The organism is Burkholderia seminalis DSM 23518 (genome assembly GCF_902832885.1).
GTDB lineage: Bacteria > Pseudomonadota > Gammaproteobacteria > Burkholderiales > Burkholderiaceae > Burkholderia > Burkholderia seminalis.
The window spans coordinates 281,154-297,061 of record NZ_CADFDK010000007.1; the positions used below are offsets into that span (position 1 = coordinate 281,154).

Consider the following 15,908-nt stretch of genomic DNA (forward strand, 5'->3'; position numbering starts at 1 on the left):
CCTCAGTCGTCCGCCTGCGGGCGGCGGATCAGCAGCAGCGCGGCGACGGCCGCGACGAGCGTGACAGGGATGCTCGCGCCGATCACGACGGGCGCGCTGCGGCCCATTGCGAGCAGCTCGGCGGCGGCGAGCGGCCCGACCACCGAGCCGAGGCGGCCAACGGCAACGGCGGAGCCGACGCCGGTGCCACGCATCGCGGTGGGGTAATAGATCGCGGCCAGCGCATACAGCACCGACTGGCCGCCGACGACGAACATCCCGGCCGCGAACGCGGCGGCGGACAGCCACAGGAGTCCGGGCGCGATCGCCAGCGCGGCAAGCGACAGCACGATCCCCGCGTACATGCCGCCGACCACGCGCGACGGACGCAAGCGGTCCATCGACATGCCGATGCCGAGCACGCCGAGGCCGCTGCCGATGTTGAAGAAGATCTGCACGATCCCGGCCTGGCTGCGCGCGAGCCCCTTCGCGGCCATCAGCGACGGCAACCAGTTCAGCAGGAAATACAGCACGATCAGCGTGCAGAAGTAGCTGAGCCACAACGCCAGCGTCGTGCCGGTGCGCGAGCCGCCGAACAGCGTCTGTCCGACGCTGGGGCGCGCCGCGCCCGATGCGCTGACGTCGAGGAACGCACGCGATTCGGGCAGCAGGGCGAGCAGCAGCGGCGCGAGCAGCAGCGGGCCGACGCCTCCGACATAGAAAATGTGCCGCCATTCGGTGTCGCCTGCGAGCAGCACGCCGATCAGCGACGCGATCACGCCGCCGAACGGAATCCCGCAATACATCACGGCCACCGCGCTGCTGCGCGAGCGTGCGTCGACCGCTTCCGACGACAATGCAATGAGGTTCGGCATCGCGCCGCCGAGGCCGAGGCCGGTCAGCGCGCGAACGGCGACCAGCATCGCGAAGCTCGACACCTGCGCGGTCGCGATCGACAGCAGCCCGAACAGGCAGACCGACGCGATCAGCACGTGCTTGCGGCCGATCCGGTCGGCCAGCCAGCCGCCGAGCATCGCGCCCGGCAGCAGGCCAAACGTGCCCGCGCTGAACGCGAGTCCCATCTGTGAAACCGAGAGCCCGAATTCGTGGGCCATGCGCGGTGCCGCGACGCCGACCGACTGCAGGTCGAGCCCCTCGAGCAATGCGATCGCGAAACACAGGCCGAGCGTCGTCGCGACGGCCGGCCTTGCGGCAACGGAAGTATCCATGTCGTCTCCTAACCGTGACTCGCGCGGCATACGCGGAACGCATGCGCGGTGTCCTTGCTTTATCGTGATCGGGTCTCGTTACTTTATCAGGTAGCCTGATTAATAACCCGAAAGAAAATCCCGTCGAGGGACGGGATGATTTAATAACAGGTAACCTGATATTTCAAGTGTCGCGAGCGCGGTGTTAACCCGCAACCCGTTCGCAACCCGGGCCACGCCGCGGCGTGGCCCGGCGCGGCCGGAGAAACCGGAACGAAAGACGCGGCGGCGTGCTCAGTCGCGCAGGTTGCGCACGAACAGCTCGAGCGTGCGGTGAACCTGCTCGACGTCGTCGGCGTTCACGTCGTCCCCGAGCATCCGGCGCTCGAGCGGCCGCAGCACCCGCTCGCAGTCGCGCAGGATTGCCGAGCCCTCGTCGGTCAGACGCAGCAGGATCACGCGGCCATGGCTGGGATCGGCCTCGCGCGTCACGAAGCCGCGGGCGGCCATCGCAACCATCACTTCGTTCGCGGATTGCGGCGTGATGAACGAGCGCACCGCGAGTTGCGCATTGGACAGCGCGCCGCGCGCCTCGAGCACCGACAGCGCCGTGTACTGCGCGAGCGTCACACCGAGCGGCGCGAGCGCATCGCTCATCTGGCGGCGCAGCAGCCGGTCGAGATTGCCGATCAGGTAGGTAAGCCGCTGCTGCGAACGCATGCGCGGCCTGGCTTCGCTGGCGCGGGCCGTGCGTTTCGTGCCGGCCGGTTTGACGGGTGTCGAACTCATGAACGTGTCGGAAGGAGGATCGCGGGCCATCTTACCTCACGCGGTCCGTCTATCGGCCCGTATATCGGCCCGCACGGCGGCTCGTGCCGGCCGGCGAGCCGCCCCGGGCCATCCACGCCCGGCTCGGACAAACCTTATGCCGCGGCAACCGGCAACGCCGCGCGGCAGCCCGCGTCCACCAGCGCGAGCCGGTGTGCGAACGCCGCGAGCGGATAGTCGAAGAAGTAGGTGCCGACCGCGCGCTTGCCGGCACGGAACGAATCGTCTCCCGGCGAATCGCCGACGATGCGCAGCGTGCGCGCCCACGCGAACGCGAGCAGCAGCCAGCCGACCAGCGCGAGATAGTCGTCCGCGACCCGGTAGGGCAGATCCGGATCGTGCTCGCTCGCGCGGATCACGCCGGCCGTCACGCGCTCGAGCTCCGCGCACAGCGTGGCGACGCGCGCCGCGGCGCCCCTCGCCCGCTCGTCCGCTGCCGCCTGGACGCCCTGCGCGGCTTCCGTGCGAATCAACTCGAGCAGCGCGTGCAGCGCCTCGCCGCGATCCCCCAGCACCTTGCGCACCAGCAGATCGATCGCCTGGATCTCGTTGGTCCCTTCGTACAGCATCGACACGCGGCAATCGCGCACCGTCTGTTCGATCCCGTATTCGTGAACGTAACCGTAGCCGCCGAATACCTGCAGCGCGTTCGACGCGGCCGCGAAGCCGTTCGCGGTGAAGAACGCCTTGGCAACCGGCGTGAGCAACGATGCCAGCCGCGACGCCGCGAGCCGCGCCGGCGGCTGCGGATCGTGCGCGGCGACGTCGAGCCAGTGCGCGATCCAGTAGCCGATCGCGCGCTCGCCTTCGACGATCGCCTGCGCATCGAGCAGGATGCGGCGGATCGCGGCGTGTTGCGCGATCGGCGCCGCCCTGCCCTGCACGCGCTCGCGCGCATAGGCCGACGCGGCCTGCCATGCGCTCTGCGCATGCCCGACACCCTGCATGGCGACCTGCAGGCGCGCCGCGTTCATCATCACGAACATCGATGCGAGCCCGCGATGCGGCTCGCCGACGAGCCAGCCCGCGGCCGCGTCGAAACGCATCGTGCAGGTCGGGCTGGCCTTCAGCCCCATCTTCTTCTCGACGCCGTCGCACCAGACGCCGTTGCGCACGCGGCCGCCCGGCGCGTCGAGCCACTTCGGCACGACAAACAGCGACAGCCCCTTCGTTCCCGCCGGCGCATCGGGCAGCCGCGCGAGCACGAGGTGCACGATGTTGTCGGTCAGATCGTGCTCGCCGCCGGTGATGAACAGCTTGCTGCCGCTGATCCGGTAGCCGTCGGCGGCCGGGTCCGGCACTGCCTGCGTGCGCAGCAGGCCGAGATCGCTGCCCGCCTGCGGCTCGGTGATGCACATCGTCGTCAGCCACTCGCCGCTCGCGATCCTCGGCAGCACGTCGCGCTTCAGGCGCTCGCCGCCGTGCGCGCGCAGGCACGCCACCGCGCCGTGCGTGAGCCCCGGCGACATCAGCCACGCATGGTTCGCCCCCGCGAGCATCTCCTGCAGCGCGACGTCGAGCAGATGCGGCAGCCCCTGGCCGCCGCAATCGGCGTCGAGCGCCAGCGTCGGCCAGCCGGCGTCGACGTAGTCGCGGTACGCATCGCGAAAGCCCGCCGGCATCGTCACTCCGGTACCGTCGAACCGGCAGCCCTCGAGATCGCCGGTCGAATCGAGCGGCGCGATGCGTTCGACCACGAAGCGGGCGGCTTCGTCGAGCACCTGCCCGGCGGTCGACAGGTCGAGCTCCGCCCAGTCGGGCACGCGGCGCCACAGCGCCGGCGCATCGAGCCATTCGCCGATCACGAACAGCATGTCGCGCAACGGCGCGCAATACGCGTTGCTCATCGCGCGCACCTCATGCCCGGTACGCCGTGCCGGCGACGATCACGCCCGCGTCGGCCGCGCCCGGCTCGTACATCCCGTCGACCACCGCCGCACGGTGCATGAGCACCGCACGCTGGTTGATCGAGCCCTTGTCGGTGACTTCGCCGAGATCGAGCGAAGGCGGCGTATCGAGCACGCACAGCCGCGTGACGAACGTCGCGCTGCCGGTCGCGTCGCGGTTCAGGCGCTCGAGCAGGTCCGCGAAGAACGCTCGCACCGCGGGCGCCTGCAGGACGGTGCGCACATCGGCATCCGGTGCCGCGCCGGCCAGGCGACGGCAATCGTCGATGCGCGGGAAGATCATCACGCCGACGTCGTCGCGGTTCATCCCCGTGACGACCGCGTCCTGCACGTACGGCGCGCCGTTCGATACGATCCGCGCGCGCATGGGCCCGACGCTCACGAAGGTGCCGGACGACAGTTTGAAATCCTCCGCGATGCGCCCGTCGAACATCAGGCCGATCTCCGGTCGCGCGGGATCGACGAAACGCACGGCATCGCCGCTGCGGTAGTAGCCCTCCTCGTCGAATACCTCGCGCGCGTCGTCGCCGCTCGCGCGCCAATAACCGGCCATCACGTTCGGCCCGCGAAAGCGCGCCTCGAGCTTGCCGTCGACCGGCACCAGCTTCGCGTCGCAGCCGGGCGCGGGCAGGCCGATGTAGCCGGCTCCCGACATCGGCCCGGTGGTGAACATGCACGATGGCGCGGCCTCGGTCATCCCGAGGCCCGCCATGATCCGGATGCGCTCGCCGCAGTGCGCGAGCGTCACGCGCTCGAGCCGGTCCCACGCGGCCTGCGACAGTCCGGCGCCCGCGAAGAAATACATCTTCACGCGCGAAAAGAAGGTTTCGCGCAGCGCGGCATCCGTCTCGAGCGCCGCGGTCAGCTCTTCCCAGCCCTTCGGCACGTTGAAATACACGGTGGGCGCGATGTCGCGCAGGTTGCGCAGCGTCTCGCCGAACTTGCCGGCGACCGGCTTGCCGTCGTCGATGTACAGCGTGCCGCCGTTGTACAGCGCGATGCCGACGTTATGGCTGCCGCCGAACGTGTGATTCCACGGCAGCCAGTCGACCAGTACCGGCGGCTCCAGACCGAACTGCGGAAACGTCTCGAGCAGCATCTGCTGGTTGCTGCACAGCATCCGGTGCGTGGTCGGCACCGCCTTGGGCAGCCGTGTCGACCCCGACGTGAACAGGAATTTCGCGATCGTGTCGCCGGTGATCGCACCGTGCGCGGCATCGACGCTGCCCGGTGTCGTGTCGAGCAGCGACGAGAAACGCGTGACGCCGTCCATCCCGTCGGGTGCCGACACGACCACGCGCTCGACATCAGGCGGCACCGCTGCGTCGAGCGCGGCACGAAACGCCGCGCCGTCCGACGCGAAGACCAGCCCCGGCGTGAGCACGGCGAGCGCGTGGCGCAGCTTGCCGTAATCGCTCGACACGAGCGAATACGCGGGCGACAGCGGCGCATGCGGAATGCCGGCCCACATCGCGCCGAACGCGAGTTGCAGATGTTCGAGGTCGTTGCCCGACAGGATCGCGACGGGCCGCTCGGCCGACAGCCCGCGATCGAGCAGCGCCTGGCCGATCGCGCGGGCGCGCTCGAGCATCTGCGCATACGTGATGCCGATCCACGTACCGTCGGGCCCGCGCCGCGCGACCAGCCAGCGGTCCGGATGCGCGCGCGCGCCGCTCGCGAGCCGGTCGGTCAGCCGGTGCGGGTACGCGCCGAGCGGGGTCGTCGCGCGCAAGGTCCAGCAGCCGTCGCGTTGCACGATCTCCGGCGGTGCCGTGCCGATCGCCACGGGGCGATAGCCGGCGGGAACGCGCTGTGCGGCAGCCGCGTCGCGCAGTTGGGTCGGATCCGCATCCAAGTTCTGTCTCCGGTCGGTTCCGCCCCGCGCGCGTACGCGCGCCGGGCGGAGACTTCATTGTGTCGTTGTCTTAACGGGGGCGCCGCGGCGCCCGGAACTGCTCAGATCGGGTAGTGACGCGGCGTGGTCTGGACCGTGATCCAGCGCAGGTCGGTAAACTCGGCGATCGACGCCTTGCTGCCGAACCGGCCGTAGCCGCTTGCCTTCACGCCGCCGAACGGCATCTGCGCCTCGTCGTGCACCGTCGGCCCGTTGATGTGGCAGATGCCCGATTCGATCTGCTTCGCGACCTGCATCGCGCGCGCGATATCGCGGCTGAACACCGCCGCCGACAGCCCGTACTCGCTGTCGTTCGCGGCCGCGAGCGCGGCGGCGTCGCCGTCGACGCGCTGCACGATCACCACCGGCCCGAACGATTCGTCCGCATACAGCTGCATGTCGCGCGTGACACCGTCGACGATCGTCGGCTGCATCACCGCGCCGTCGACTTCACAGCCGAGCGGCAGCGCGGCGCCGTGCGCGCGCGCGTCGTCCACCATCGCCGCGATCCGCCGCGCGGCGGCCGCGCTTTCGAGCGTGCCCAGCACGACGCCCGGCGCGGCCGGGTTGCCGGCCTTCAGCGTGCGTGCCTTCGCGACGAGCCGTTCGACGAACGCATCGGCAACCTTGCGATCGACGATCACGCGCTCGGTCGACATGCAGATCTGCCCCTGGTTGAAGAACGCGCCGAAGGCGACCGCCTCGACCGCCGCGTCGAGATCGGCGTCGTCGAGCACGAGCACCGGCGCCTTGCCGCCGAGTTCAAGCAGCGCCGGCTTCAGGTGCTGCGCGGCGAGCGTCGCGACGATGCGGCCGACGCGTGTCGAACCGGTGAAGTTCACGCGGCGCACCGCCGGGTTCGCGATCAGCCGCTCGACGATCGCCGGCGCGTCCCGCGGCGCATGCGTGATCACGTTGACCACGCCGTCGCCGAGCCCTGCGTCGTGCAGCACGCTGCCGATCAGTCGGTGCACGCCCGGACACCCCTCCGACGCCTTCAGCACCACCGTGTTGCCGCAGGCGAGCGGCATCGCGAGCGCACGGGTCGCGAGAATCACCGGCGCATTCCACGGCGCGATCCCGAGCACGACACCGCACGGCTGGCGCACGGCCATCGCGAGGCTGCCGGGCACGTCCGACGGGATCACCGCGCCGTCGATCTGCGTGGTCATCGCGGCCGCCTCGCGCAGCATGTTCGCCGCGAGCATCACGTTGAAGCCGTACCAGTTCGCCATCGCACCGGTTTCCGCGCGGCCGGTTTCGATGAATTCGCCCGCGCGCGCGTCCATCCGGTCGGCCGCCGCGAGCAGCCGCCGACGGCGCTCGGTCGGCGCGAGCGCGGCCCATGCGGGGAATGCGCGCGCCGCTGCCGCGACCGCGGCGTCCGCGTCGGCAAGCGTCGCCGCGGCGGCGCGCGACGCCACCTGTCCCGTCGCCGGATCGATCCGGTCGAAGGTCCCGCCGTCCGACGCGCCGCGCGACACGCCGTCGATCAACAAACTCACTTCGTGCATTTCCGTGTCTCCACTCGGATCCGGTTGCGTGCGGCGGCGCGCGTCAGCGCTTGTACGCCTGCAGGCCCGGCTTGATGCTCTTGTCGTCGAGGAACTGCTTGAGGCCCTGCTCGCGCCCGCCTTCCGGATCGCGGTAGTTCGCCTGGTCGAGCTTCGCGTACAGGTAGTCTTCGTTCTGCTCCCAGGTCAGCTCGCGGCAACGCTTGAAGCCGTGCTTCGCGTTACGGATCACGACCGGATTCTTGTCGAGCAGCTTCGCGGCCAGCGCGCGCACCTCGTCGCGCAGCTGCGCGCGCGGCACGCTTTTGTTGACGAGCCCCATCTGCGCGGCCTGCGGGCCGGTGAAGGTGTCGCCGGTCATGATGTAGTAGAGCGCCTGGCGATGGCCCACGGTGTCGGCCATCGCCTTGCTGACGAGGTTGCCCGGCGGGATGCCCCAGTTGATTTCCGACAGGCCGAACACCGCTTCGTCGGCCGCGATCGCGAGGTCGCACGCGACGAGCGGCGAGAAGCCGCCGCCGAAGCACCAGCCGTTGACCATCGCGATCGTCGGCTTCGCATACATGCGCAGCAATTGCCACTGCCAGCGGCTCGCGTCGCGGCGAATCTTTTCCTGCAGGATTTCCGGGCCCGCGTCGACTTCGCGGAAATATTCCTTCAGGTCCATCCCGGCCGTCCAGGCGTCGCCCTCGCCGGTCAGCACGAGCACCTGCGCCTCGGCATCGAGTTCGATCGCCTCCAGCACGTCGATCATCTCCGCGTTCAGCGTCGGGCTCATCGCGTTGCGCTTGTCCGGACGGTTCAGCGTCACCCATGCGATCCCGCCCTCGACCTCGACCTTCACCGTTTTCCAGCGCCCTTCGTAACCCATTTTCGTTCTCCAATGACGATGCCGCCCTGTGCGACTCGCGACCAATTTACTATCAGGTAACCTGATATGTAAAGTAGAATGGAAGCGGCTCCGGACAAACCCCTAAACGGGCCCGGACAGCCGATTTCGCGCCGTGCCGGCCGACGAATCACGACATGAGGAGACACGCTTGGACATCGACAACCTGATCGCCATCGACACGCACGTGCATGCCGAGGTGTCGTGCTGCCAGCCGCCGGACCTGTTCGCGAAGGCATTCGACGACGCGGCCGACAAGTACTTCGGCACCGTGCTGAAGCAGGGCCGTCGGCCGACCATTCCGGAGACGATCGCGTATTACCGCGAGCGCCGGATCGGCTTCGTGATGTTCACCGTCGACTGCGAGACGAACATCGGCCGGCGGCGCATTCCGAACGAGGAAATCGCGCAATTCGCGCGGGACAACGCCGACGTGATGATCGCGTTCGCGAGCATCGACCCGCACAAGGGCCGCTTCGGCGCGCGCGAGGCGCGCCGCCTGATCGACGAGCACGGCGTGAAGGGCTTCAAGTTCCACCCGACGATGCAGGGATGCTTCCCGAACGACAGGCTCGCCTACCCGATCTACGAGGTGATCGCGGAATACGGATTGCCGGCCGTATTCCACAGCGGGCATTCGGGGATGGGATCGGGGATGCACGGCGGCGGCGGGCTGCGTCTGAAGTATTCCGAACCGATTCACCTCGACGACGTCGCGGTCGACTTCCCGGACATGAAGATCGTGATCGCGCACCCTTCATGGCCATGGCAGGAGCAGGCGCTGTCGATCGCGCTGCACAAGCCGAACGTCTACATCGACCTGTCGGGATGGTCGCCGAAGTACTTCTCGCCCGAGCTGGTGAAATACGCGAACACGCTGCTCAGGCACAAGGTGCTGTTCGCGTCCGACTTTCCGCTGATCCGGCCGGACCGCTGGCTCGAGGATTTTCAGGGCGCCGGCTTCCGGCCCGACGTGCATTCGCTGATTTTGAAAGACAACGCGGTCGCGTTGCTGGGGCTGCAGGCCGCGCGGCAGTCGTGACCCGTCCGGCCGTGACGGCGGCCGGCAGCGCGTGGCGGCCCGACCGACCGCGCCGCCGCCCGCACCCGCCGCACCGGCGCGCTCAGTTCGCGGGCTTGCCCAAGAACCGCGCGGTCGGCAGCCCCGCGTAGCCGGTCCGGGCGACGAACACGCCGCCGGCGGCGGCATCGTTCGCCAGCGCATCGTCGCCGAGCCCGACGCGTGCGCTCGTCACGTACAACCGGCCTTCACCGTCGATGGCGACGCAGCTCGGCTGCGCGGTCGGCACGTCGACGCGATCGGTCTCGATCCCGTCCGGCCCGTAGCGCACCACCCGCCGGCCGCCCCACTGCGCGTTCCACAGCCCGCCGTCGCGATCGGTCGTCGAGCCGTCCGGGTCGCCGTCCGCATCGGTCAGCCGCGCGAACGGCCGCACGTTCGCAACGTCGCCGCCCGCACGGTAATCGCACGCGAAAATCTCGCGCACCAGCGAATCGCAGAAGTACATCGTCGAGCCGTCCGGCGAAAACGCGATGCTGTTCGCGATCGCGGCCGGCGGCAACGCGAGCCGTTCGAGCGTGAGGTCCGCATTGAGCCGGTAGAACCCGCCGACCGCGCGCGGCGGCTCGGCGCCTTCGTCCTTCATCCCGAACACGAACGCGCCGGACGGATCGCAGCGCCCGTCGTTCAGGCGCGTCGGCAGATCGGGCTCGACGTCGACGATCCGCGTGAACGCGCCGCTGCGCAGGTCGAAGAACGCGAGATGCGTGGCGAGCCCGACGAGCAGCACGTCCGGATCGTCGGTCAGCGCGAAGCACGCGAGCCGCTCGGGCATCGCCCACGGCGTGAGGTCGGTGCCGTCCGCGCGGCAGCGCCACAGTTGCGCGCCCTCGATGTCCACCCAGTACAGCGCGCGGGCCTTGTCGCACCACGTCGCGCCTTCGCCGAGCGTGTTGCGGGTGTCTGCCAGCAGCGTCGCGTGCGCGGCCGGATGAGTCTGTTGCATGCCGTCTCCCGATATCTGTCGCGAATGACCGTCGCGTTCGCGGGCGGCCGCGCTGCCGGTCAGATCTTCATCGCGCGCCGCTGGTTGCGACGATACTGGTCGAACAGCACCGCGAGCAACAGAATTCCGCCGCGTATCAGATATTGGTAAAAGGTCGGCACGTTCAGCAGGCTCATCGCATCCTGCACCGCGCCCATGATCAGCACGCCGACCAGCACGCCGGAGATCGTCGCGACGCCGCCCGTCAGCGACACGCCGCCGAGCACGCACGCGGAAATCACGCCGAGTTCGAGGCCGACCGACGTCTTCGGGTCGCCGAGGCTCATGCGCGACGCGAGCATCACGCCGGCGAAGCCGGTCACGAGCCCCTGCAGCACGAACACCGTGATCTTGATGCGCATCACCGGCAGCCCCGCGAGCAGCGCGGCCTCGCCGTTGCCGCCGACGGCCAGCACGTTCTTGCCGAACACCGTCTTGCGCAGCAGGAAGCCGAACACGACGAAACCGACGATGTTGCTCCAGATCGGATACGAGATGCCGAGGAACGACCCGCCGCCGAGATCGAAGAAGCGCTCCTCGGAGATCATCACCGCGTCGCCGTTCGACGTGATGAACGCGAGCCCGCGCACGACTTCCATCATCGCGAGCGTGACGATCAGCGAATTGATCCTGTAGCGCGCGATCAGCACGCCGTTCACGAGCCCGACCGCGCCGCCCGCGAGCACGCCGGCCGCGATACCGAGCACGACGCTGTGCGTCGCGGTGATCAGCGTCGACGCGACGACGCCGGAAAACGCGACGATCGACGCGACCGACAGGTCGACCTCGCCGAGCGCGAGCACGAACATCATCGTCACCGCGATCGAACCGATCAGCGTGACCGACAGCAGGAGGCCCTGGATGTTGCGCGGCGTGAGAAAGTCCGGCACGGTCAACGACAGCACCGCGAACAGCACGAGAAACACCATCACGATGCCGGAGCGGTTGATCAGTTGCCACACGCCGCCGCGCGCGCGTGCGGGCACGGCGGCGGCATCGGGGGACGGGGAAGTGCGTTGGGGTTGCATTGCCTGGCTCATATCGGTTGCTTTCCGGTTGACTGCTCGCCGCTAGCGCGGCAGCGCGAGCTTGATCAGCGTGTCGGGCGTCGCATGCGCCTTCGCGACCTCGCCCGCGATCCGTCCTTCCTTCATCACGACGATGCGGTCCGACACGCCGATCACCTCGGCCAGATCGCTCGACACGAGGATCACCGTGCGGCCCGCTTCCGCGAGTTCGTAGAACAGGTTGTAGATTTCCGCGCGCGCGCCGACGTCGATGCCGCGCGTCGGCTCGTCCATCAGGAACACGTCGATGCGCTCGGCCAGCCAGCGCGCGAGCACGACCTTCTGCTGGTTGCCGCCCGACAGCGCGCCGATCGGCGTGTCGCCGTCGCGGGTCTTGATCGCGAGCCGCTCGATGTAGCTTTGTGCAAGCTCGCGCTCGCGCCGCCCGTCGAGCAGCACGCGTGCCGGGCTGAAATGGCGGCGCGCGCTGATGTTCAGGTTGTCGGCCACCGACGCGATCGCGACGATGCCTTCCTGCTTGCGGTCTTCCGGGCACAGCGCGATGCCGGCGCGCACCGCGTCGCGCGGGCTCCCGAATGCGACGCGTTTCCCGTTCAGCTCGACGTGCCCCGCGCTCGGGCGCACCGCGCCGTACAGCAGCTTCATCAGCTCCGAGCGGCCCGCGCCGACGAGCCCGAAGAAGCCGACGATCTCGCCGCGCCGCGCGGTAAACGACACGGGTTCCGCCAGGCCAGGCCCCGCCAGCCCTTTCGCCTCGATCAGCACGTCGCCGGCCGTGCGCGGGCGATAGCCGTAGACGTCCTCGATCGCGCGGCCGACCATGCAGCCGATCAGCCGGTCGCGGTCGAGATCGGCGACGGAATCGAACGTGTCGATGCGGCGGCCGTCGCGAAACACGGTCACGCGGTCGCACAGCTCGTATACCTCTTCCATCCGGTGCGTGACGTAGATGATCGCGCGCCCTTCCGCGCGCAGCGCGCGGATGATCCGGAACAGTTGCGTGGTTTCGCGCGCGGACAGCGAACTCGTCGGCTCGTCGAACGCGATCACGCGCGCATCGCGCATCAGCGCCTTGCCGATCTCGATCATCTGCCGCTGACCGATCGACAGATACTTCACCGGAATGCCCGGGTCGATGCGCTCGCCGAGCCGCTCCAGCGCATCGAGCGCGCGCGGCGAGCGTGCGCTCGTCGACCACGCCGAGCCGGCTCGGCAATTGGCCGAGCATCAGGTTCTCCGCGACCGTCAGCTCGGGCACCAGATGCAGCTCCTGGTAGATGATCGCGATGCCGGCCTCGAGCGCCGCGCGCGTCGACGCGAAGCGCTGGACGGTGCCGTTCAGCGTCAGCGTGCCGGCCTGCGGCTGGTTCACGCCGGACAGCACCTTCAGCAGCGTCGACTTGCCCGCGCCGTTCTCGCCCATCAGCCCGTGCACTTCGCCCGCGCGCACCGACAGCGACACCGCATCGAGCGCGCGTACGCCCGGGAACGTCACGGTGATGCCGTCGAGCGCGAGCAGCGGGCCGTCCGGCGGCGTGCCCGCTTCGGCGTCGTGGCCGGGCACGGCCGTCATCGTCTGCGTCGTCATCGCGTTCTCGCCTCGCCCGCTCAGATACCGAGTTCGGCGCGCACGGCCTGCCAGTTCGCACGCGTCATCAGCTTGCCGCTCGTCTGCGTGTCGGCCGGCGGCGTCTTGCCGTTGCGGATCCAGTCGACGAGGTTCTGCGTGCTGTCCTTGCCGTGGTTGGTCGAGCTGACCGCGATCGTCCCGTAGAAACCGGTCGGCTCCTTCTTCTGGAATTCGGCGAACGCCTCGCCCGCGCCGTTGATGCCGACGCCGATCACGTCGGCCGCCGGGATGTGCAGCTGCTCGGTCGCGCGCACCGCGCCGAGCACGGTTTCCTCGTTCAGCGCGTAGACGACCCATTTCTTCACGTTCGGATGGCGTGCGAGCACCGGCGCCGCCGCGCTGAAGCCGCCTTCGTCGTCGGTCGTCTTCTGCGGCGCGTCGAAGATGTTCTCCTTGCGGAAGCCGTTCGCGAGCAGCGCCTGCGTCGCGCCGTCGGTGCGCAGCTTCGCGGTCGGCAGCTCGTAGTTGGTGATCCGCAGCGCGCCGACTTCCTCGGGCTTCCAGCCGCGCCGCTTCATCTCGTCGGCGATCGCCTGGCCGACCTGGTTGCCGATCTTGGTCGCCGACATCCCGAGGTGCGGCACGTTCGGCAGCGGCTTGCCGCTCGAATCGACGAGCTGGTCGTCGACCGTCACGAACTTCATGTTGTAGCGCTTCGCGCGGGACGCGATCGCCGGCCCGAGACGCACGTCCGGCGCGCAGATCACGAAGCCCTGCGCGCCTTGCGAGCCGAGGTTGTCGATCGCGGCCAGCACCTTCTCGCCGTCCGGCGTGCCGATCTTCACGACCGAGAAGTTCTCCTTCTGGCCGAGCGCGGACGCCGCGTTCTGCTCGTTGATGAACCACGCCTGCTCGGGCATCTTCACGAGGAAACCGATCTTCAGCGGCGCGTCGGCGCGCGCGGCGCCCTGCATGCCGAGCGGCGCGATGCAGAGCGCGGCGAGGAGCGCGCGCAGGGTATGTCGGCGAATCGTGTGAGTCGTGCGGTTCATGGGATGTCTCCTTGGTATCGGCGGGTGCCGTGATGTGTGCCGTAAAGATTCGTCGGACGCGCGTCGTGCCGACGCGCGCGGGTTCAGCGGCCGAACGCGTCGGTCTGCACGCGCCGGCCGAACAGGAAGGCGTCGGCGACGAGCCGCAGCGGCCGCACGTCGACGTCGCTTTCGCCGCGCGCGATCAATGCATGGAAGTGCGCATACAGCGCCGGATACTCGCGTTCCGGCCCGATCTCGACCGGCTCGCCCGCGATCGACAATTGCGCGCCGCCGCGGCTGATCGCGAGCACGCCGTCGGCCGTGTCGACCGCGATCTCCCATTGCTCGACGGGGCCGTGCCGCCAGTCGAATTCCGCGCGTACCGGCACGCCGTCGGTATCCGCGCAGTCGAGGTCGGCCGCGATCGGCGTCTGCACGTCGCTCGGCACGAACAGCGTCGCCTCGCGCAGCACGAGCTCGCGCGGCAGGATCCGCGTGACGATCGACAGCGCGTTGATGCCGGGATCGAACACGCCGAGGCCGCCCGGCTCCCAGATCCACTGCTGCCCCGGATGCCAGCGCCGCACGTCCTCCTTCCAGCGCACCTGCACCGCGCGGATCGTGCGCGTCGCGAGCCATGCGCGCGCGGGCTCGACCGCGCTCGCGCAGCGCGAATGCCAGGTCGCGAACAGCGTGAGGCCGCGTTCGCGCGCGAGCGCGTCCAGCGCGGCCACTTCGCCGAGCGTCGCGCCCGGCGGTTTCTCGAGCATCACGTGCTTGCCGGCTTCGAGCGCGGCGCGGGCCTGTGCGTAGCGCACCTGGGGCGGCGCGCACAGCGACACGGCGTCGAGCTCGCGCTCGGCGGCCAGCAGCGCGCGCAGGTCCTGATAGTTGCGGACGCCCGCGACTTCCGCGTGGCGGCTCGCGCATGCGGTCAACGCAAAGCCCGGTTCGGCGGCAATCGCCGGCAGATGCTGGTCGCGCGCGATCTTGCCGATCCCGACGACGCCCAGCGAAATCCGATCACTCATCGTGCGTGTCTCCTTCGCGAATCGCTCAGTGCGCCCAGCGCAGCACGAGCGGATCGAGCCGCCGCGCGATCGCGAGCAGTTCCGCGCGCGTGTCCGGGTGCAGTTCCGGCATCGGATGCCGCGGCCGCTCGCACGCGATCACGCCGCCTTCGCGCATCAGCGCCTTCGCGGTGAGGATCCCGGACTGGCGGTTCTCGTGATTGATCAGCGGCAGCCATGTCTGGTAATGCGCGAACGCGTCGTCGTGCCGCCCTTCGCGGAAGGCTTCGAGGATCGGCCGGATGCCGTCCGGAAAGCCGCCGCCCGTCATCGCGCCGGTCGCGCCCGCGTGAAGATCGGCCAGCAGCGTGATCGCCTCCTCGCCGTCCCACGGCCCTTCGACCGCGTCGCCGCCGAGCCGGATCAGCTCGCGCAGCTTGTTCGCCGCGCCCGGCGTCTCGATCTTGAAGTACGCGACCTGCTCGATCTCGCGCGCCATCCGCGCGAGGAACGGCGCGGACAGCGCGGTGCCGCTCGCGGGCGCGTCCTGGATCATGATCGGGATCGAGATCGCGTCGGACACGCGCGCATAGAAGTCGAAGATCTGCGCTTCCGGCACGCGGAACGTCGCGCCGTGATACGGCGGCATCGTCATCACCATCGCCGCGCCGAGCTGCCGCGCGCGCAGGCTGCGTGCCGCGCACACCTGCGTGCTGTAGTGCGACGTCGTGACGATCACCGGCACGCGGCCCGCGACGTGTTCGAGGATCGTGCGCGTGAGCACGTCGCGTTCGTCGTCGGTGATCGCGAACTGCTCGGAGAAGTTCGCGAGGATGCACAGCCCGTCGGAGCCGGCATCGATCATGAAGTCGACCGCACGCTTCTGGCTCGCGAGGTCGAGCTCGCCGGTATCGGTAAACGTCGTCGGGACGACGGGGAAGATGCCGCGGTAACGCGGCGTGCTGCTCGATGTCATGTTTC

The 15,908-nt window shown here is 69.3% G+C and carries 12 protein-coding genes and 1 pseudogene; 1 reads left to right on the top strand and 12 read right to left on the bottom strand.

All coding sequences use genetic code 11. The features are described 5' to 3' along the window. Positions 1 to 2 precede the first annotated feature (2 nt). From mhpT to HWX00_RS22920, 6 genes are all read right to left on the bottom strand, one after another. Positions 3 to 1,208: a 3-(3-hydroxy-phenyl)propionate transporter MhpT gene (mhpT, locus tag HWX00_RS22895; RefSeq protein ID WP_069246021.1), complete on the bottom strand. Its 1,206-nt coding sequence runs from the start codon at positions 1,206 to 1,208 to the stop codon at positions 3 to 5. Between the two features lie 273 nt (positions 1,209 to 1,481). Further along, complete coding sequence (locus tag HWX00_RS22900) at positions 1,482 to 1,976, bottom strand: MarR family winged helix-turn-helix transcriptional regulator (protein ID WP_034187602.1); 495 nt, start codon at positions 1,974 to 1,976, stop codon at positions 1,482 to 1,484. A 134-nt stretch (positions 1,977 to 2,110) separates the two neighbouring features. After that, the gene (locus HWX00_RS22905; RefSeq protein WP_175027385.1) at positions 2,111 to 3,862 is read right to left on the bottom strand and encodes an acyl-CoA dehydrogenase; all 1,752 of its coding nucleotides are present in this window, start codon (positions 3,860 to 3,862) and stop codon (positions 2,111 to 2,113) included. Between the two features lie 10 nt (positions 3,863 to 3,872). After that, positions 3,873 to 5,777, bottom strand: coding sequence for a feruloyl-CoA synthase (locus HWX00_RS22910; protein ID WP_059559209.1), 1,905 nt, complete (start codon positions 5,775 to 5,777; stop codon positions 3,873 to 3,875). A gap of 101 nt (positions 5,778 to 5,878) precedes the next feature. Next, positions 5,879 to 7,330, bottom strand: coding sequence for an aldehyde dehydrogenase (locus HWX00_RS22915; protein ID WP_175027384.1), 1,452 nt, complete (start codon positions 7,328 to 7,330; stop codon positions 5,879 to 5,881). Positions 7,331 to 7,373: 43 nt separating this feature from the next. Next, a complete protein-coding gene (locus HWX00_RS22920) occupies positions 7,374 to 8,201 on the bottom strand; it encodes a p-hydroxycinnamoyl CoA hydratase/lyase (RefSeq protein ID WP_021163522.1) in 828 nt (275 codons plus the stop codon). A gap of 169 nt (positions 8,202 to 8,370) precedes the next feature. On the opposite strand from HWX00_RS22920, the gene HWX00_RS22925 reads away from it, so the two are divergent. Then, positions 8,371 to 9,261, top strand: a complete 891-nt coding sequence (locus tag HWX00_RS22925) for an amidohydrolase family protein (protein ID WP_049033264.1) — start codon at positions 8,371 to 8,373, stop codon at positions 9,259 to 9,261. An 82-nt stretch (positions 9,262 to 9,343) separates the two neighbouring features. Here HWX00_RS22925 and HWX00_RS22930 read toward each other — a convergent pair whose 3' ends face one another. From HWX00_RS22930 to HWX00_RS22955, 6 genes and pseudogenes are all read right to left on the bottom strand, one after another. Further along, complete coding sequence (locus HWX00_RS22930) at positions 9,344 to 10,246, bottom strand: SMP-30/gluconolactonase/LRE family protein (protein WP_069705654.1); 903 nt, start codon at positions 10,244 to 10,246, stop codon at positions 9,344 to 9,346. A gap of 59 nt (positions 10,247 to 10,305) precedes the next feature. Continuing rightward, entirely contained in the window at positions 10,306 to 11,325 is a 1,020-nt protein-coding gene (gene araH / locus HWX00_RS22935; RefSeq protein WP_034187597.1) for an L-arabinose ABC transporter permease AraH, read from the bottom strand. Positions 11,326 to 11,355: 30 nt separating this feature from the next. Next, positions 11,356 to 12,901: pseudogene (gene araG, locus HWX00_RS22940) on the bottom strand (L-arabinose ABC transporter ATP-binding protein AraG). 20 nt (positions 12,902 to 12,921) lie between these two features. Continuing rightward, positions 12,922 to 13,935, bottom strand: a complete 1,014-nt coding sequence (locus HWX00_RS22945) for an arabinose ABC transporter substrate-binding protein (protein ID WP_034187595.1) — start codon at positions 13,933 to 13,935, stop codon at positions 12,922 to 12,924. Between the two features lie 83 nt (positions 13,936 to 14,018). Beyond that, entirely contained in the window at positions 14,019 to 14,948 is a 930-nt protein-coding gene (locus HWX00_RS22950) for a Gfo/Idh/MocA family protein (RefSeq protein WP_034187594.1), read from the bottom strand. 25 nt (positions 14,949 to 14,973) lie between these two features. Next, the gene (locus tag HWX00_RS22955) at positions 14,974 to 15,903 is read right to left on the bottom strand and encodes a dihydrodipicolinate synthase family protein (protein WP_034187593.1); all 930 of its coding nucleotides are present in this window, start codon (positions 15,901 to 15,903) and stop codon (positions 14,974 to 14,976) included. Positions 15,904 to 15,908 lie beyond the last annotated feature (5 nt).